The organism is Paenibacillus sp. FSL R5-0378 (assembly GCF_038009285.1).
Lineage (GTDB): Bacteria > Bacillota > Bacilli > Paenibacillales > Paenibacillaceae > Paenibacillus_AQ > Paenibacillus_AQ favisporus.
The window spans coordinates 5,905,289-5,922,409 of sequence record NZ_JBBPAY010000001.1; the positions used below are offsets into that span (position 1 = coordinate 5,905,289).

At 54.2% G+C, this 17,121-nt stretch carries 19 protein-coding genes; all 19 read right to left on the reverse strand.

Translation table 11 applies throughout. The features are described from left to right. Nucleotides 1-201: 201 nt before the first annotated feature. The 19 genes from glyS to MKY74_RS27545 all read right to left on the reverse strand — a co-directional run bounded on the left by glyS (nucleotide 202) and on the right by MKY74_RS27545 (nucleotide 17,056). A complete protein-coding gene (gene glyS, locus MKY74_RS27455; RefSeq protein WP_076169813.1) occupies nucleotides 202-2,277 on the reverse strand; it encodes a glycine--tRNA ligase subunit beta in 2,076 nt (691 codons plus the stop codon). After that, nucleotides 2,270-3,157: a glycine--tRNA ligase subunit alpha gene (gene glyQ / locus MKY74_RS27460; protein WP_076169812.1), complete on the reverse strand. Its 888-nt coding sequence runs from the start codon at nucleotides 3,155-3,157 to the stop codon at nucleotides 2,270-2,272. Before glyQ ends, glyS begins: the two co-directional genes overlap by 8 nt. Nucleotides 3,158-3,530: 373 nt before the next feature. Continuing rightward, nucleotides 3,531-4,292: a DNA repair protein RecO gene (gene recO, locus MKY74_RS27465; RefSeq protein WP_076169811.1), complete on the reverse strand. Its 762-nt coding sequence runs from the start codon at nucleotides 4,290-4,292 to the stop codon at nucleotides 3,531-3,533. Nucleotides 4,293-4,328: 36 nt separating this feature from the next. Beyond that, nucleotides 4,329-4,484, reverse strand: a complete 156-nt coding sequence (locus MKY74_RS27470) for a YqzL family protein (RefSeq protein WP_076169810.1) — start codon at nucleotides 4,482-4,484, stop codon at nucleotides 4,329-4,331. A 127-nt stretch (nucleotides 4,485-4,611) separates the two neighbouring features. Then, complete coding sequence (gene era / locus MKY74_RS27475) at nucleotides 4,612-5,511, reverse strand: GTPase Era (protein WP_076169809.1); 900 nt, start codon at nucleotides 5,509-5,511, stop codon at nucleotides 4,612-4,614. Between the two features lie 149 nt (nucleotides 5,512-5,660). Next, nucleotides 5,661-6,104 (reverse strand): cytidine deaminase, encoded by a 444-nt coding sequence (locus MKY74_RS27480; RefSeq protein WP_432206605.1) that lies wholly within the window; start codon nucleotides 6,102-6,104, stop codon nucleotides 5,661-5,663. Then, entirely contained in the window at nucleotides 6,100-6,474 is a 375-nt protein-coding gene (locus MKY74_RS27485; protein WP_076169807.1) for a diacylglycerol kinase family protein, read from the reverse strand. The genes MKY74_RS27480 and MKY74_RS27485 overlap by 5 nt, the downstream gene beginning before the upstream one ends. Further along, the gene (gene ybeY / locus MKY74_RS27490) at nucleotides 6,474-6,971 is read right to left on the reverse strand and encodes an rRNA maturation RNase YbeY (RefSeq protein ID WP_076169806.1); all 498 of its coding nucleotides are present in this window, start codon (nucleotides 6,969-6,971) and stop codon (nucleotides 6,474-6,476) included. Before ybeY ends, MKY74_RS27485 begins: the two co-directional genes overlap by 1 nt. A gap of 3 nt (nucleotides 6,972-6,974) precedes the next feature. After that, nucleotides 6,975-9,230 (reverse strand): HD family phosphohydrolase, encoded by a 2,256-nt coding sequence (locus MKY74_RS27495; protein WP_076169805.1) that lies wholly within the window; start codon nucleotides 9,228-9,230, stop codon nucleotides 6,975-6,977. Between the two features lie 14 nt (nucleotides 9,231-9,244). Continuing rightward, on the reverse strand, nucleotides 9,245-10,162 hold the full coding sequence (locus MKY74_RS27500) for a PhoH family protein (RefSeq protein ID WP_373309598.1): 918 nt from the start codon (nucleotides 10,160-10,162) through the stop codon (nucleotides 9,245-9,247). A gap of 60 nt (nucleotides 10,163-10,222) precedes the next feature. Beyond that, entirely contained in the window at nucleotides 10,223-11,419 is a 1,197-nt protein-coding gene (yqfD, locus tag MKY74_RS27505) for a sporulation protein YqfD (protein WP_076169803.1), read from the reverse strand. Then, entirely contained in the window at nucleotides 11,416-11,709 is a 294-nt protein-coding gene (yqfC, locus tag MKY74_RS27510) for a sporulation protein YqfC (protein WP_076169802.1), read from the reverse strand. The genes yqfD and yqfC overlap by 4 nt, the downstream gene beginning before the upstream one ends. A 239-nt stretch (nucleotides 11,710-11,948) precedes the next feature. Further along, entirely contained in the window at nucleotides 11,949-12,569 is a 621-nt protein-coding gene (locus MKY74_RS27515) for a hypothetical protein (RefSeq protein ID WP_076169801.1), read from the reverse strand. A 13-nt stretch (nucleotides 12,570-12,582) separates the two neighbouring features. After that, nucleotides 12,583-13,590 carry a flotillin-like protein FloA gene (gene floA, locus MKY74_RS27520; protein WP_076169800.1) on the reverse strand — a complete coding sequence of 336 codons (1,008 nt, stop codon included), beginning with the start codon at nucleotides 13,588-13,590 and terminating at the stop codon, nucleotides 12,583-12,585. A gap of 96 nt (nucleotides 13,591-13,686) precedes the next feature. Next, nucleotides 13,687-15,003, reverse strand: coding sequence for an NfeD family protein (locus MKY74_RS27525; RefSeq protein WP_076170144.1), 1,317 nt, complete (start codon nucleotides 15,001-15,003; stop codon nucleotides 13,687-13,689). Nucleotides 15,004-15,163: 160 nt separating this feature from the next. Further along, nucleotides 15,164-15,607, reverse strand: coding sequence for a GatB/YqeY domain-containing protein (locus MKY74_RS27530; protein ID WP_076169799.1), 444 nt, complete (start codon nucleotides 15,605-15,607; stop codon nucleotides 15,164-15,166). 16 nt (nucleotides 15,608-15,623) lie between these two features. Then, a complete protein-coding gene (rpsU, locus tag MKY74_RS27535; RefSeq protein ID WP_005547957.1) occupies nucleotides 15,624-15,797 on the reverse strand; it encodes a 30S ribosomal protein S21 in 174 nt (57 codons plus the stop codon). Between the two features lie 138 nt (nucleotides 15,798-15,935). Beyond that, nucleotides 15,936-16,295, reverse strand: coding sequence for a histidine triad nucleotide-binding protein (locus MKY74_RS27540; protein ID WP_076169798.1), 360 nt, complete (start codon nucleotides 16,293-16,295; stop codon nucleotides 15,936-15,938). A 185-nt stretch (nucleotides 16,296-16,480) separates the two neighbouring features. Further along, the gene (locus MKY74_RS27545; protein ID WP_076169797.1) at nucleotides 16,481-17,056 is read right to left on the reverse strand and encodes a hypothetical protein; all 576 of its coding nucleotides are present in this window, start codon (nucleotides 17,054-17,056) and stop codon (nucleotides 16,481-16,483) included. Between the last annotated feature and the right edge of the window lie 65 nt (nucleotides 17,057-17,121).

The window sequence follows — 17,121 nt, forward strand, 5'->3', positions numbered from 1 at the left end:
AAAAATCCTTCCGGGACGGACATTACAACTTCTGACAGTGCTGCAGGAAACTTTTGGGTGCATAGAATGAACTAAAGAAAAATAAAACAGGAAGCTGAATGAAAAACTTCAGTTCAATCTATATACATGAAAAAGATACGAAAACGGGACCGATTTGTTTCGTCCCGCTTCCGTATTCTTTTACCCGAAACCTTTACAGGTTTACCACACCAGCTTGTTAAAATCGGCAAACTGCTTCAAATCGCGGTCGATCGATGCCAATAGACCCAGACGGTTAGCCCGGACCCGCTCATCCTCGGCCATGACCATGACGGAATCGAAAAACTTCGTAACGGCTTCCTTAATGTCTGCAAGAAGCGCAAGGGCTTTGGCGCCATCCCGCTCCGACAGCGCTGCATGGTAATCGGCGGTGATGGACTGCCATGCGCGGAACAGATTAGACTCGGCCTCTTCCACGAAGAGTGGCTCCTGAACTTCTGCCTTTTCCGCTTTGGCTGCCAGATTGCTGACCCGGTTGAAGGATTCAACCGTCGTCTTGAAGTCGTCTCCGCTGTTAACCGCCTGCATCAGCGCTTCCCCGCGGGATACAACGGAGATGACATCGTCGAAGCCGGCGGAAATGACCGCGTCCACCACGTCGTAGCGGAGCGTCTCGGAGAGCAGTTTCTTCACGCGAAGGCTGAAGAACTCGGCCAGATCCTTGCGGATGTCGTCCGGCTGGCGGTCCAAGCTGCGAAGCTCTGCATGCACGCCGAGCGCGATGCCGAACAGCTGGGACAGCGTGAGCGGCATCTGCTTAGCCAGCAAAATCTGCACGATGCCCTGGGACTGACGTCTCAGTGCATAAGGGTCCTGGGAGCCGGTCGGGATGATACCGATCGAGAAGCAGCCGACGATCGTGTCGATTTTATCCGCAATGCTGACGATGGAACCCACCAGGCTTGATGGAACGTCGTCCGATGCCGAACGCGGCTGGTAATGCTCGAATACCGCCTTCGCGACGTCTTCCCGTTCGCCGGCTTTGCGGGCATAGTCTTCGCCCATGACCCCTTGCAGTTCAGGGAATTCATACACCATTTGCGTAACGAGGTCGAACTTGCAGATGTCCGCAGCGCGGCTTACCGATTCACTGTCCGTGCCGGAAATTTGCAGCGCTTCTCCGATCTGGTCGGCGATACGGCGGATCCGGCGGACCTTATCGCCAACCGTGCCGATTTCCTCGTGGAAGACGATGCTTTCCAGTTTGGAGAGCGCGTCCTTGATCTCCAACTTCTGGTCTTCCTCATAGAAGAACTTGGCGTCCGACAGGCGGGCGCGAAGCACCTTTTCGTTCCCTTTGGCGATCACGTCAAGCGACCGCTTGTCGCCGTTGCGCACCGTTACGAAGAACGGCAGCAGCTGCCCCTGGCCATCCAGAACAGGGAAGTAACGCTGATGCTCCCGCATGGAAGTGATCAGTACTTCCTGTGGAATGTTCAGGAAAGCCGGATCGAATGTTCCGAAAAGCACCGTCGGGGTTTCCACCAGAAACAGCACTTCTTCCAGCAGATCGTCCTTGACCGCAATGGTCCAGTTTTTCTCTGCAGCAAGCGACTCGATCTGCTCCAGAATCATGCCTTCGCGTTCCTTCACGTCTACGATGACGTGCTGGCCGCGCAATACTTCCTGATAAGCGCCGGCTTCCGGCACGACGGCTTCCGTTCCGAGGAAACGGTGGCCGCGGGTCACGTTGCCCGACTTCACGCCGGTCACTTCCAAATCAATGACGTCTGTGCCGAACAGGGCTGTAATCCAGCGGATCGGACGGATAAATTTATATTCATAGCTGCCCCAGCGCATATGCTTAGGGAATGTCATCGAAGGGAGAATGCCGAGCAGTGCCTCAGACAGCAGCGCAGAAGTTTCAACACCGTTGCTGCTCTTCGTGACGTAAATGTATTCCACGCCGTTCAGCTCTTTGAACGTAAACTGCTCGGGATCTACGCCTTGTCCGCGGGCGAAGCCAAGCGCGGCTTTGCTCCAGTTGCCGTTCTCGTCGAGGGCGATTTTGCGGGACGGGCCCTTCACTTCCTCCTGCACGTCCTCCTGCTTCTCCGCTACCGATTTAACAAGCACGGCCAAGCGGCGGGGGGTTGCGTAGGAGTGAACTTCGCCGTAGGCGATCCGGGACTGCTCCAGCCATTTCACCATGCGTTCTTCCAATTGCTCCATCGCTGCACGTAAAAACCGTGCCGGCACTTCCTCCAGGCCGATTTCAAACAACAGGTCCTTAGACATTCAGGTCGCCTCCTTTCTTCAGCAGCGGGAAGCCGAGCTTCTCGCGCTCCTCCATGTAGGTTGCCGCCACCTGGCGGGCCAGATTGCGCACCCGCGTAATATAGCCGGTACGCTCCGTAACGCTGATGGCTCCCCTTGCGTCGAGAAGGTTGAACGTGTGCGAGCATTTCAGGACGTAGTCGTATGCCGGAAATACGAGATTCCGCTCCATCGCCTTGCCTGCTTCCTGCTCGTACATGTTGAACAGCGTAAACAGCATTTTCACGTCGGACACTTCAAACGTATACGTGGAATGCTCCACTTCCGCTTGATGGAACACATCACCGTAAGAAATGCCGTCAACCCACTCCAGGTCAAATACGTTCTCCTTCTCCTGAATGTAGGAAGCCAGGCGCTCCATCCCGTAGGTAATTTCCACGGCGACCGGGTTCGTTTCGATACCGCCCACCTGCTGGAAGTATGTGAACTGGGTGATTTCCATACCGTCCAGCCATACTTCCCAGCCGAGACCCGCGCATCCTAGCGAAGGGTTCTCCCAGTTGTCCTCGACAAAGCGGATATCGTGGTCGAGCGCATCCACTCCGAGCGCCTTCAGGCTGTCGAGATACAGCTCCTGAATGTTGTCCGGGCTCGGCTTGATGATCACCTGGAACTGGTGATGCTGATAGAGCCGGTTCGGGTTCTCCCCGTAACGGCCGTCCGATGGCCGGCGGGAAGGTTCTACATACGCTACCTTCCAGGGTTCCGGTCCGAGAGAACGCAAAAACGTCATCGGGTTCATCGTGCCGGCCCCTTTTTCCGTATCATAGGGATTCACGATAATGCAATTCTGATTGGCCCAGAACTGCTGCAGCGTCAGAATCATCTGCTGAAAGTTCATATACGACTCTCCTTCATTGAAAATTGGGGGGAATGGACGGATACCCGTCAAAAATGATCACATTTCTGTACAACAAAAAGCTCCCGCCCTATGCCTGTTGTACAGACATAGGGACGAGAGCTGATCCCGCGGTTCCACCCTACTTGGCTGCCCCTCGCTTTAGCTAAGAACAACCCACTTTTCCGATTTCATTTCACACTCCCGAAGTGCCGGTTCATGGATTCCTTCCGCCAGGCTTGCACCCTCCCCGGCTCGCTAACAGGAATGGAAGACCCACTACTTCTTCGATCATTGCGTGTCAGACAATTTAATTAGAAACTTAATATATACTACAGGAAATGATTCCGATAGTCAAGATCTACTGCAACAGATCCTACAGCCCGTACTTCTCCATCTGATCGAGGAAACCCCGCGACTTCAAATTCAGCCCCAGCTGCATATCCATAAATGCCCGCATGACGGCTTTCAGCTCCGCCTTGGTCTCTTCCTTCACATCGACGTGGCCGAGGCGCCTCAAATCGAGCTGGGCAAACAGACGCAGCAGCTTCATCGTCCGGGGCGAAATCCCCATGGCCTGAGAATCCAGGTGCTTGCACGCCCGGCACAGTACGCCTCCGAGCCGCGGACTCACCCAATACCGTTCCTCCTGTGGTGAAATATCCATTCCACAAGAAATGCAGGATGACAGTTCGGGACCGTATCCTGCAGTCTGCAATATTTTCATCTCATACAAGTTGATAATGACGGCGGGGTCTTTGCCATCTTCCAGCGCGTCTAGACACGCCTTAAGCTGCTGGAACCAGAAGCTCCCCGTCTCCTCGTCCTGAAGCACGCGGTCAAGCAGCTCGCAGGCGTAGGAGGCAAAAGCGGCAAGAACGATGTCCTCGCGCAGCACATGATGGGACTGCATAATTTCCCCTGCATTCAGCGTGCCGAGTCCCGTGCCGTTTCTGAAAAATACGTATTCCGCTGTCGTAAACAGCTGTGTCAGTGCAGCATGGCGGCTTTTCACCTTTTTGGCGCCACGGACAAGTACGCCTACTTTACCCGCGTTTTCGGTGCAAATCGTAATGATTTTGTTCCCTTCGCCGTAGTCCATGCTGCGGATGACGATCCCTTCCACCCTGTATAGCATGCTTCTTCCCCCAGCCATTCCCGGAGCAGCCAAAGATCATTCGTTCTCTTCATAGGTATCCGTCTCATCCAGCAGCTGCGTAGCAGCCGCCGTCTCCGCTTCATCCGCCGTCATGCCGGCGGCCTGTTTATAGAGCAAGTAAGCATCCACATCTCCAGTCATCGCAAAATACTTCCACGAAAAATCTCGCATTCGTATTCATCCTTTCTTCGGAAATGGCGTCTGCATCTTCAAAAAATAGGATGTTACGAAAGCCGTGAAACTATGTGTTGCAATTCCTGCCAAGCCGGGATTCCCCCCGCCTGGCATCGGATGCTCACTAGTCGCGGTTAAAGCCCAGATCGCGAAGAACCCGCTCTTGGTTGCGCCAGTCTTTTTTCACTTTTACCCACAGCTCGAGGAAAATTTTCGAGCCAAGCAGGTTTTGGATATCCTGCCGCGCCTGCTTGCCGACTTCCTTCAGCAGCGAGCCCTGCTTGCCGATAATGATACCCTTCTGCGAATCCCGTTCCACGAAAATCACCGCCGAAATATACACGACGCCGTTGTCCTGCACGCGCATATCCTCGATCGTGACCGCGATGGAATGCGGAACCTCTTCGCGGGTCATATGCAAAATTTTCTCCCGGATCAGCTCCGCGCAGACGAACTGCTCGGGATGGTCCGTGACCTGATCTTCCGGATAGTACTGCGGCCCTTCGGGCAAATACTTCTCCACCTGCTCGAGCAAGGTGTTCACGTTATTGCCCAGCATGGCCGAAATCGGCACGATTTCGGCGAAATCATGCAGCTTGCGGTACTCCTCGATAATCGGAAGCAGCGCCGGAGGTTCGATTTTGTCAATCTTGTTGAGCACGAGAATGACCGGCGTCTTCACCTTCTTCAGCTGCTCGATAATAAAGCGGTCCCCGCCGCCGAAACCTTCGGACGTATCGGCCAGGAACAGTACGGCCTCCACCTCCTGCAGTGTATTCAGCGCGGTATTGTTCATGAAATCGCCAAGCTTGGACTGGCGCTTGTGAATACCCGGCGTATCAAGAAACACGATTTGGGAGTGATCCGTCGTATATACGCCGTGAATTTTGTTGCGCGTCGTTTGCGGTTTATCCGACATGATGGCGATTTTCTGGCCGATGACTTGATTCATCAGCGTCGATTTCCCCACGTTCGGTCTGCCAATAATGGCTACAAAGCCTGATTTGAATGACGGTTTCGCCATGTAAGTCATTACCCTCCTATAATGCTTCCTTAAGCAGGAAGACCATCAGGGCCCGCATTCTTCGTACCGCGGCGAAGCATTGATGCTCACCGGCTGCCAAAGATGGGGCCCCAGGTTTTATAAGTGTGTATTCCAATAGATCGTGCAGCTTATTCGTTGTCACTATGTTTCAAGTCGGAAGGTCCGAACGCACCCGGCAGCAGATCCCGCACCGTGGTTTCCTGGATGTCCCCCTTCAGATTGCCCATGATGACTTTCATGTCGGGAGCACACAGCTCCACCAGGACCTGGCGGCACACGCCGCACGGCGAGATCGGACCTTCGGTATCTCCAACAACGGCAATCGCCTGGAAGCTGCCCGGCTGATGTCCGTCTGCGACAGCGCGAAACAGCGCGGTCCGTTCCGCACAGTTGGTCGGCCCGTACGCCGCGTTCTCCACGTTGCAGCCGTGATGGATATGGCCCTCGGCGTCCAGCAGGGCCGCTCCTACGCCGAAGTGGGAATAAGGGGTGTAGGCCTTGGTCCGTGCCTTAATCGCTTCTTGCATTAATTGAGCTGTGTCCATAGTATGATTCCTCCTGTAACTTCTAATGTTGACTTCCCAGCCATGCTGCGACAGGCTGATAGAACACAATAATGGCGACGACGACGGCAAAGATAGCCGTCAGCAGCACGGCGCCGGCTGCGGTATCTTTCGCCGCCTTCGCCATAGGATGCGGCTCCGGTGAAACCATATCCACAACGACCTCGACGGCGGTGTTCAGCAGCTCGGCGGCCATCACCATCGTGATCGCGACGAGCAGGAACAGCCACCTCTGCCACGTCAGCTGCAGCAGGGCGGCAGCGGCAATGACCACAACCGCCGCCACGGCATGAAACCGCATGTTCCGCTGGGTTTTCAATGCATATCCGATTCCTTCCGCGGCATAACTGAATGAAGCAAGGAAGGAGCGCTTGGCCATTACCGAGTCAACCCCACCTGGGCCAGGACAGCCTCCTGTTTGCCCATCATCTCCGCTTCGCTTTCCGCATCCTGATGGTCGTACCCGAGCAAGTGCAGAAATCCGTGAACGAACAGGAAGCCGATTTCACGCTCCACGGAGTGACCGTATTCTTCACTTTGCGCCTTGGCCCGGTCGAGGGAGATAATGATGTCGCCGAGCACCTCCGGCATATCGTGCAGCTCCTCGTCCTCTTCCAGCTCATACACGATGTCCAGCTCTTCGTCCAGGCTCTCGTTCATTGCGAAGGACAAGACGTCTGTCGGACGGTCGATGCCGCGGTACTCGAGGTTCAGTTCATGAATCTGCTTATCGTCGACGAATGTGAGCGCCACTTCGCCGTCCTCCACGCCTTCCGCTTCTCCCGCCTTCTGCAGGATGACCTCCAGCGTGGCAATCAGCTCCTCGCTGACCGGATGCTCATTTTGTTCATTGTTCCAAGCCAGATGCAGACCCATCTTTCAACCGCTCCTTCTATTCTCTTCATCCATCTTCGTTTTCTTGATTTCTTCCGGATACTCGATCCGGGAGTGGAAAATCCCCATGACGCTTTCTTTCAGCGTCTTTGCGATAATATCCAATTCCTTCATCGTCAGATCGCACTCGTTAAACTGGTGATCGTCCAGCCGGCTCTTGATGATTTTCTCGATCACCGATTCCACCTGAGTGACGGTCGGATTACGGAGGGACCGCACGGCAGCTTCGACGCTGTCCGCGATACCGATGACGGCCGACTCTTTGGACTGAGCCTTCGGACCGGGGTAACGGAAATCCTCTTCCGTGAAATCCGGCTCTTTGCCCTGCTCCTCCGCCAGACGAAGCGCCTTGTGGTAGAAGAAATGCAGGAAGGTGGTGCCATGGTGCTGCTCGGCGATATCACGAATCGGCTTCGGCAGCTTATAATCCTTGAGCATTTCGACCCCGTCCCTCGCATGCGCAATAATGATCGACTTGCTCAGCTTCGGATCGATCGAGTCGTGGGGGTTCTCCATATTGTTCTGGTTTTCTATAAAATAGCTTGGCCGTTTCGTCTTCCCAATATCATGGTAATACGATCCGACCCGGCACAGCAGCCCGTTGGCGCCGATCGCTTCGGCCGCCGCCTCCGACAAATTGCCAACCATGACGCTGTGGTGGTACGTTCCCGGCGTTTCGGTAAGCAGCTTACGCAGGAGCGGGTGATTCGGATTCGACAGCTCCACCAACTTCAGGGCTGACAGAATGCCGAACGTGACCTCAAAAAACGGCATGAGGCCGATGACCAGAATCGCAGTCAGCAGTCCGCCTGCAAAGGCAAACCCCAGCGCGTACAGCGTCGACATTTGCTGCCAGTCATCATTGTCGATCAAATTAATCAAAAATACAGTCAACGAGCCGAACAAGCAAACCATGATCCCGCCCTTCAGCAGGGTCGACCGCTGGCTTGCCTTATGGATCGTAAAAATCGCCACGTAGGATACGATCAGCGAGAACAAGCCGAACTTAAAATCAAACATTTGCCCCTGATGCACATTCAGGATGACGCTGGATAGAATACTGAAGATCATGGCGCAGAAAAACGCGAGCGACATGTCCAGCAGCAGCGTGACCAGCATCGAACCGATGGCAACCGGCGCCAAATAGCCCAGATAGGGGCGCTCGCTGCTCTGCAAAATGCCGGCGACATGCATGGAAACGATCGTAATAATAAAAATAAGAACAAGCATCAGCAGCTGGGAATTGTTATACCCAAACTTGCCCCCGTTAAGCTGCCGGATAAACATCATGAGTCCTAAGGCCAGCAGAAGAGACAAAAGCAGCAGCCCAAACTGCGGCCAATAGTTGACGTCATTTTTGAGCAGGCCGTTATCATCCAGCAGGTTGTACAGCTCTTCCGTAATCAGCTCGCCTTTGGCGACAAGCACGCCGCCCTGCTTGATATATACCGTAGGGGTATTTTCCCGGGCCTGAACTTTGGCTTCCTTCGTCGCCTCTTCGTCATAGAACTTGTTGGCCGTAATCGCGATCTTCGACAGCTCCTGCACTACCTCGCGCGCGGTGCGCTGGCTCAGAGAGCTCGTGCTGACCAGCTCGGCCACCTTGGCCCTTGCGGTCTGGGCGTCCACGATCTGGTCGTTGGTCAGCCGCGATACGATTTCACGCGCCACCGGCTTCATCTCGGTAATATCGGCAGAGGTCAGACGCGGGATTTTGATGAAGGTCTCTTCCGGAATTTTATAGACCTGCTGGTTGGTCACCCTCAGCATTTCGTTCAGCAGCGCTTCGGAATAGGTACCCGAACTCCGCGTATTATTAACGTAGTTCTGCACAAAGTCCTGGGCGCGCTGCGGAATCTCCTGACGGTAGATCGCCACCTTGTCCTCCCGGGAAACCTGGTCGTCCTGATTGAGCTTGTCGATCCGGTCAAGCAGCGAGGCGATCAGGCTGTCGTTCCGGATCGGAACGATGGTATAAATCGGCTGCACGCGTTCAGCAGCTTCCTCCTGCGCCTTCAGGGTCGCTTTGTTGTTCGGAATCTGCATCGGCGCCGTAATTTCCTTCTCGCTGTGCGTGCCGACCTGAATATTGTATTTTTCCGGAAGCAGATCCGGCGCCAGGCTCACGTAGAACAGAATGGCCAGACATAAAAAGAGAACATAGCGGGTTGCCGCGCTATGTTTCCATCCGATATTTTTAGTTGAGAAAGATTTGCCTGATGACGCTTCTTTCGAAGTCATAAAGATAATCCCCTCTAATCTTGGTTTTCTGCAGCTTTGTCGTAAGCAACAATGATTTTCTGCACTAGGGAGTGACGCACGACATCCTGCTCGGCGAACTGCACAAACCCGATCTCTTCAATGCCGCTCAAGATCGACTTGGCTTCAACCAGCCCGGACTTCTTGCCTCTCGGCAGGTCAATCTGGGTTACGTCGCCCGTGATGACCATCTTCGAGCCGAACCCAAGACGGGTAAGAAACATTTTCATTTGTTCAGGTGTCGTGTTCTGGGCCTCGTCCAATATGATAAAAGAATCATCCAGCGTCCGTCCCCGCATATAGGCGAGCGGAGCGATCTCAATCAATCCCCGTTCCAGCGACTTTGCAGTCTGTTCAGGTCCCATAACGTCATAGAGCGCATCGTACAGCGGACGCAAATACGGGTCTACCTTCTCCTGAAGGTCACCCGGCAGAAAGCCCAGGCTTTCCCCCGCTTCGACAGCCGGACGCGTCAGCACGATCCGCTTGACGGAGCCCTCCTTCAAGGCCGCAACCGCCAAAACAACCGCTAGATAGGTCTTGCCTGTTCCCGCAGGCCCGATGCCGAATACAATGTCACGCTTGCGGATCGTGGTGACGTAGTGCTTCTGGCCGATCGTCTTGACCCGGATCGGTTTGCCCCGGAACGTGGTCGTGATTTCACCCTTGAACAGGTCGAGCAGCTGATCCGCCCGGAAGTCCTTCGCCAAGTCGATCGCATAGGATACGTCGCGTTCGGTCAGAATGTAACCGTTGCGGACAAGCTGGAGAAGCACCTCAAACAGCTCGGTCAGCACCTGTACGTCGCGGTCGCTGCCGCGGACGGTAATTTCCGCTTCCCTCGACACGATCTGGGCGGGAATCTCCGCTTCGATCATCTTCAGAAAGGTGTCTTGCGGTCCGAAAATGGACATCCCTTCGCTTGCACTTTGAAGTAAGATTTGTGCGCTGTGATTTTTTTCTGACAAATAGCCTCATTCTCCTTGGTTGTGAACTATGGGAAGCTCTTCGGCAATCTTCTCTTCCACCTCGAAAAGCACTTTCATATAAACTTTACCATTCTCTTTCTTCTCATGCAAAATTTTTTGGCTGATGATCTGCGAATCCGTCCCATATTTCGCCAAAATATCCCGCACGGCTCCGTCCAATCCCTGTTTTTTGGCCTCTTCGACGGTCAGTGTTTCTTGGCTTTCCCGCACTTCCATGACTTTTTCCGTCATCCATCCGACGGGGAGCTTGAAGGAGCGCCAGGTTAGAGGATCATGCTCCGTTAGCGTTTCGGAAGCCTTGTACGGATCCTTTCCGTAGCCCCACAGCTGCACCGCGCGGTCACCGATCACAAAATAAGACTTGGTCTTTCGTTCCCCGGTATACACTTTATGCTTCTGGACCAGCGGAACCGTAAGGCTGTATTCGTGCCAAACCAGCCCTTTGACCTCCCCTTTGGCCACGACGACCTCGGTGTTTCCGCCATCAACGCCAAGAATGCCCGATATGAGCACCTGTCCCTTTTTCACACGGGAGTTCTTCTCGACGAGCGGCCGACCCTGCTCCGCATAGATGCTCGTGACGACCGCGTCCGTCCGGCTGACCAGATGGCGCGGGTCGGTCAGCGGCTGCTTCGGCGGTTCGGCCGCCTCCACGATCTGGATCGTAATGGTGGTGCCCTTGCGCTCCACCCCGATCCAGGACGTGCCCGGAAGCCGGATGCTCAGCTCACGCGACAGCTTGTCCGGCGAATCTAAGCGAAAAATCCACTGGAACGGGCGGACCCCCTCCTTCTTCGCCGCTTCGAGCACGTCTTCGGTCGCGATCTTTTCGTTGCCAGTTACCCTGACGTTCCACACCATCGACGACAGCAGAAAGAGCAGAACGAAAAACAGCACGATGCCCACCATAAAAAACTTGCGCTTATACAGCTTGACCAGCGTAAAGGGCAAACCGATCCGGCCCTGTACATGCACCCGGCAGCCTGTCCGTTTCAACAAGGGACGAAGAGCATGAAAATCCCTCAGCAGCACCTTCATCTCTGCCAAATTTCCGTTTTTGGGCTCGATGTCCCATACCGGTACACCGTTCTCCGCCAATGCATTGATGAAATACTCCACATGCTCCCCCCGGACAGCAATCCGCACGCAGCCGCGAACCCGGGTTAACGTCGGGATTTTCATGGACTCTCCTCCGTTCCTGTATATTTAATGTTCGTTACCGATCCTTCGATCATCACTTCTTCCGGCAGAATCGACCGGATCATAAGCCCGGAGCCTTCGATCTCGAGCAGTCCCTGGGACAGGGAAAGGACCATTTTATCGGGTGAAAAATGCCGGACGCCCCGATGATTTTCGATATAGAGTTCTTTGTTTCCCACCATAGTGATGCGCGGCAGATCGAACAAAACGTCTTGCGGAACATCCAGCATTTCGTTCGTCCACTTCCGCAGCCTGCGGCTGATCCCGGCCATACGAAGGTCTTCCCCCTTCCTGTACTCTACACCTTATGCGCGCAAAGCCCGGTTTATGAAGCTTTTCAGGGAAGTTCAAGCCATAAGATCACACGCCTTGCGCAGCACGAAAAAAAACGCCTCTCGGCGTTAGATCACAGCGGACAGGCTGTGCGATCCAAAATGAAAAGCCTCTTCCGCTGCCCGAAAAGATATCATGATCTTCCCGGGCCGAAAGAGGCCTCTCTTCTAAATTATCGTTATTTTCGCGGATTCAACGGGCGTTTGGAGCGGGGCGGGCCGAGAATTTCAGCCCAGATGATCCCTTGTCTGGCCTGCTCGGCCAAAGGGGATACCGGGACAGCTGCCTCACGGTCAGCCGCCCTGTCAGCCCCCATATCCATTTGCGTCGATATTTTGTCCAGAGAAGCGTTCACCCTGTTGATCTCCTGCTGCATGGTACGGGTTCGATCCTCCAGCGTAGCCTGTACCGGGGACGGCTTCTCCTCCGCCCACATCGAGGATACTCCTTCGCCGGTATCATAGTCCGGAGCCGGACGGTAGTCTTGGGAATATACAGGCGGTTCAGGGGCTGACGAATCATACGATCCGAACGGAGAGCTCCTTCTGCCGGCAGGTTCCTGGGGCCGTGGCCGGGAGCCGTATGCCGGATCTGGACGGCCCTCATCGTATTCCTCATCCTCGTCCTCATCGTAATCGTCCGCTTCGTCCCGTCGTTGATACGGGCGGCCTTCTCCCCCGAACGTGGGCATGCCTCGGGGCTGCTGCCTCTGCTTCGATTTGTTTCCTCTTTTGCTCAGCGCAGAGATGACCGCAAATCCAATGATCAGGATCCAGTAAAAGTGTTCAATGATCCACATGGATGCTCATTCCCTACTTGTTATTTTTCGGACTGCCGCCGCCATCTCCGCTATCCCCCATTTTGCCCAGCGAGCCGCGCATTTGGGTATCGGCTTCAATGTTCTTCAGGTTCATGTAATCCATGACGCCAATCTTTCCTGAGCGAAGGGCTTCCGCCATGGCGAGCGGCACTTCGGATTCGGATTCCACAACCCGCGCTCTCATCTCGACGACGCGAGCCTTCATTTCCTGTTCTTGAGCTACAGCCATCGCGCGGCGTTCCTCGGCTTTCGCCTGGGCGATCCGCTTATCGGCTTCGGCCTGCTCGGTCTGCAGGTAAGCCCCGATGTTCTTGCCTACATCCACGTCGGCGATATCGATCGACAGAATTTCAAAAGCGGTTCCCGCATCCAGCCCCTTGGCCAATACGGTCCGGGAAATGGAGTCCGGGTTCTCCAGCACGTCCTTGTGCATGTCACTGGAGCCGACGGTCGTTACGATCCCTTCGCCTACGCGGGCAATAATCGTTTCTTCACCCGCACCGCCGACGAGACGGTCGATATTGGCACGGACCGTAACCCGGGCCTTAACCTTCACTTCAATCCCGTTCTTCGCAACGGCGGCTACGACCGGAGTCTCAATAACTCTCGGGTTGACGCTCATCTGAACGGCCTGCAGTACGTCGCGGCCAGCCAGGTCGATGGCGGCGGCGCGCGTAAATTCGAGCGGAATGTTGGCGCGCTGGGCCGCAATGAGGGCGTTAACTACCCGGTCCACGTTACCACCGGCCAAATAGTGGCTTTCCAGCTGATTGATGTTAAGACCCAGCCCCGCCTTCGTCGCCTTGATGAGCGGATTGACGATCCGGCTCGGCGTGACGCGCCGCAGTCTCATGGCCACCAGCGTAATAATTCCGATCCGGACGCCGGACGCTAAAGCCGAGATCCAGAGCATGACCGGGAAAAAGCTGAAAAATACGCTGAGCACAATAATGATGACAACCGCAATCAGTAATACCGTGATAAGAGAAGTTCCATCCATACTGCCTATCAACCTCCAGGTAATCAATTGGTTTCATGTGACATTCTTTCCAGGTTCTTTACAACATGTTACACGAATCTCGCTAAAAAGCCAGCATTATTCCGGCTTTACGACAATTCTCGCACCTTCGACGCGAACGACCTTGACCGGTGTGCCTGCCGCAACAAACTCTCCGTCCGTTACGACGTCGATCCGCTCGCCTTCCACATCCACGGTACCGGCCGGACGGAGCGGAGTCACGCTAACGCCTGATTTTCCAAGCAAATCCTCCTTCGCATCGGTCGGAACGAAGCCCTGCTCCTTGGTCAGCGATTCTTTCAGGATGAAGCGGTTCCAGATGCCCTTCTCCTTAAATATGATCGCGACGATCACCACGACCACGACGGCCGCCGCAAATGCGATCCCGAGCGAGAACAAGGCGTGCGTCGTATCGTAAGCTGCCCGGACAACGCCCGCAATCAGGCTGACAGCGCCCAGAATACCGAGGATGCCGAAGCTCGGGACAAACATTTCAAGAATCATAAGAATGAGCCCGATAATAAAGAGCAGCCACGTCTCGGATCCTGCGAAGCCCGCCACATAGTTACCGAAGAAATACAGTACAAAGGCAACTACGCCCACGATCCCCGGAACGCCAAAGCCAGGTATCATCAGCTCGATGACGACACCGGCGATCCCCAGGAACAGCAAAATGATCATTACGGTTGGATGTGTCAGAAAGGCTGCCACCTTCTCCGCACCGGTATGCTCGACCCGGAAAACGTCATCCGTCGAGTACCCCATCCATTGAATCGCTTCTTCAGGCGTTGATGCGATATGATCGGCATATCCGACCTTCAAAGCCTGTTCGCTCGACAAGGCGATAATATCGCCTTTCTCTTTCTTCTCACCGATCGCCGGCATGTCGACGACCATGTTGATATCCGCCATACCCTCGGCGATTTTGCTGTCCCGTCCGCTGGACTCAGCCGCTGCGCTCATTTTCGACTTCCAGTACGCGACCAGCTTGGCATCATCCACGCGTTTTCCCGTACGGTCCACCATGGCGGCGGCACCGATCATGCTGCCTGGCTTCATGGCGATTTTATCGGCATTCAGCGCGATATAGCTGCCGGCCGAAGCGGCATTGCCTTGAATGTAAGCAAGTGTAGGGATCTTGCTGTCACGGATCATCTGCCCGATTTTGTCGGCGGTATCGACAAGCCCGCCCGGCGTGTTGATCTCGAGCACAACGAGCCCGGCATTCATCTTGGCCGCTTCGTTAAAACCGCGGCGCATGAACTTCTCAAGCCCCGTCTCAATTTCCTGGTCTACCGGTATAATATAGACCGGGCCGCTCTTCTCACCGGTTTCGGCGGATGCCCACCCGGGAAGCCAGCTGCCGGCAACCAAAAATATGAGCATCAGCATCATTACGAGAGACTTAAGCCCCTTTTTGGCCAAATTCACCTTACCCCTCCTTTCCACATTCCCGTTATATTGTCCATCATATGGTAGTTATTACGCATCATAGAAGGGAATCGTTTCACAAAATGAAAAAACACCCCTGAAATCAGGGGTGTTTCACTTATGTTTATTGCAGAAATTGTTGAACCACTTGGTTCACAAGTTTGCCGTCTGAGCGTCCCTTTACCTTCGGCATGAGCGCGCTCATCACTTTCCCCATGTCGGCTTTCGAAGAAGCACCGGTTTCCTGGATGGTCTGCTGTACAATAACTTTAATTTCTTCTTCGGAAAGCTGTGCGGGAAGATACTGACCGATAATCTCGATTTCTGCTTTTGCATGTTCCGCAAGGTCCTCGCGGTCTGCTTTTTGAAATTCTTGGAGGGCATCTTTGCGCTGTTTGATTTCACGACTGAGGATATCAAGCACTTCGTTGTCATCCAAAGTTCTTTTCAAATCTATTTCAAGATTCTTGATCGTCGAACGAACCATTCGAATCGTGGAGAGTTTGAACTTGTCTTTACTCTTCATCGCCTGCTTCATATCTTCGTTCAATCGTTCGCTAAGATTCATGCTAGTTCAAATCCTCCTAAAACTTTCTCTTACGAGCAGCCTCGGACTTTTTCTTGCGCTTTACGCTTGGCTTTTCATAATGCTTACGTTTCTTCACCTCAGCCAATACGCCATCCTTAGCGATGGAGCGCTTAAAGCGGCGAAGTGCAGCATCAATAGTCTCGTTTTTGCGAACTTTAGTTTCAGACACCAGTTTTCCCTCCCTCCGACCAGACCGTCCAAGAGCAATAACACGGTTCATCAAACTTAATTATAGGTGAAAGAGAAATAGGGTGTCAACCTCAGGGCCTATTTTTTCACCAAAGGCCGGATTTGCCGGGGTACAAGCTTATGCGTGAGAGTCGGAAATTCCGGTCAGGGCGCCCAGTTTGGCCCCTCCGAGCAGGTGATAGTGGATATGATGGACCGCTTGTCCGCTATCCGGTCCGCAATTGTTGATGAGCCGGTATCCCGACTCATTGACGCCCAGATCCTTGGCAACCTGCTGGGCCACCTGATGCATTTCGGCGATCAGCGGGAGATCCTCCTCCTGAACCTCGTTCATTGAGGCGATATGCTTTTTCGGGATGATCAGCACGTGAACCGGCGCGGCCGGCTGAATGTCACGAAATACCAGGATCCGTTCGTTTTCAAAGACTTTCTGGGAAGGGATGCTCCCTTCAACGATTTTGCAAAACAGGCAATCCATCGGATTGTTGCCTCCTTTAATATGTAAGAGATTTTCTTTTCTTATCATACCGGATATAAAATGACCCGTCCAATGTCCCCGCTGTATCCTACTTAGAAATAGTTCGGCTGGCGCGCCGAATCCAAAAGAAAAGGGACGCCGGTTCTCTCGGTATCCCTCTTCAGATTCGTACGTTATATCACATATTAAAAAAATGGCAGCAGCGACAGCGCCGTCAATCCGGCCAGAGGCAGAATCAAACGGTTAAAGCGGCGTCCGTAGAACGGGTACCCAAAGCCGTAGCCGTATCCAAACGGAGGATAGAACCCTGGGAAAAATGCTCGGTAGTCATATCCCGGGAAACCTCCGCAAGGGTGGTAGCAGCCATGATGGACCGGCATGACCGCTGGCGCCACGTTGGCCGGAGCTACATGAGCCGGAGCCACATGAGCCGGAGCCACGTTTGGTGACACGTTAGCAGGCGACACATACGTCGGAGCTACGTTTGCGTTCGGTGACACGTTTGCAGGCGACACATACGTCGGAGCTACGTTCGCGTTCGGCGACACATGTGCAGGTGACACATACGTCGGAGCTACGTTCGCATTCGGCGACACATGTGCAGGCGACACGTTTTCATGGCCTACCGGTACTGCCAGATACAGCTTCTCCTCATCAACACTTTCCACAAATCCGTCATGTACGCTTCCGTCCGCCATTGTCGCGCGGACATAGCGGTACATATGTTTTTTGCATAACTCTATGGCCTCAAACTTTTCCATTGCCCTTCACAGCCTCCCAATTTCAGAAGATTTACATCAACATCGTATTCAAGGCTGGGCGAATG

Coding starts and splice junctions, on each gene's coding strand:
- glyS (WP_076169813.1), bottom strand. CDS start 2,277: ATGTCTAAGGACCTGTTGTTTGAAATCGGCCTGGAGGAAGTGCCGGCA.
- glyQ (WP_076169812.1), bottom strand. CDS start 3,157: ATGAACTTTCAGCAGATGATTCTGACGCTGCAGCAGTTCTGGGCCAAT.
- recO (WP_076169811.1), bottom strand. CDS start 4,292: ATGCTATACAGGGTGGAAGGGATCGTCATCCGCAGCATGGACTACGGC.
- MKY74_RS27470 (WP_076169810.1), bottom strand. CDS start 4,484: ATGCGAGATTTTTCGTGGAAGTATTTTGCGATGACTGGAGATGTGGAT.
- era (WP_076169809.1), bottom strand. CDS start 5,511: ATGGCGAAACCGTCATTCAAATCAGGCTTTGTAGCCATTATTGGCAGA.
- MKY74_RS27485 (WP_076169807.1), bottom strand. CDS start 6,474: ATGGCCAAGCGCTCCTTCCTTGCTTCATTCAGTTATGCCGCGGAAGGA.
- ybeY (WP_076169806.1), bottom strand. CDS start 6,971: ATGGGTCTGCATCTGGCTTGGAACAATGAACAAAATGAGCATCCGGTC.
- MKY74_RS27495 (WP_076169805.1), bottom strand. CDS start 9,230: ATGACTTCGAAAGAAGCGTCATCAGGCAAATCTTTCTCAACTAAAAAT.
- MKY74_RS27500 (WP_373309598.1), bottom strand. CDS start 10,162: ATGTCCATTTTCGGACCGCAAGACACCTTTCTGAAGATGATCGAAGCG.
- yqfD (WP_076169803.1), bottom strand. CDS start 11,419: ATGAAAATCCCGACGTTAACCCGGGTTCGCGGCTGCGTGCGGATTGCT.
- yqfC (WP_076169802.1), bottom strand. CDS start 11,709: ATGGCCGGGATCAGCCGCAGGCTGCGGAAGTGGACGAACGAAATGCTG.
- MKY74_RS27515 (WP_076169801.1), bottom strand. CDS start 12,569: ATGTGGATCATTGAACACTTTTACTGGATCCTGATCATTGGATTTGCG.
- floA (WP_076169800.1), bottom strand. CDS start 13,590: ATGGATGGAACTTCTCTTATCACGGTATTACTGATTGCGGTTGTCATC.
- MKY74_RS27525 (WP_076170144.1), bottom strand. CDS start 15,003: ATGATGCTGATGCTCATATTTTTGGTTGCCGGCAGCTGGCTTCCCGGG.
- MKY74_RS27530 (WP_076169799.1), bottom strand. CDS start 15,607: ATGAATCTTAGCGAACGATTGAACGAAGATATGAAGCAGGCGATGAAG.
- MKY74_RS27540 (WP_076169798.1), bottom strand. CDS start 16,295: ATGGATTGCCTGTTTTGCAAAATCGTTGAAGGGAGCATCCCTTCCCAG.
- MKY74_RS27545 (WP_076169797.1), bottom strand. CDS start 17,056: ATGGAAAAGTTTGAGGCCATAGAGTTATGCAAAAAACATATGTACCGC.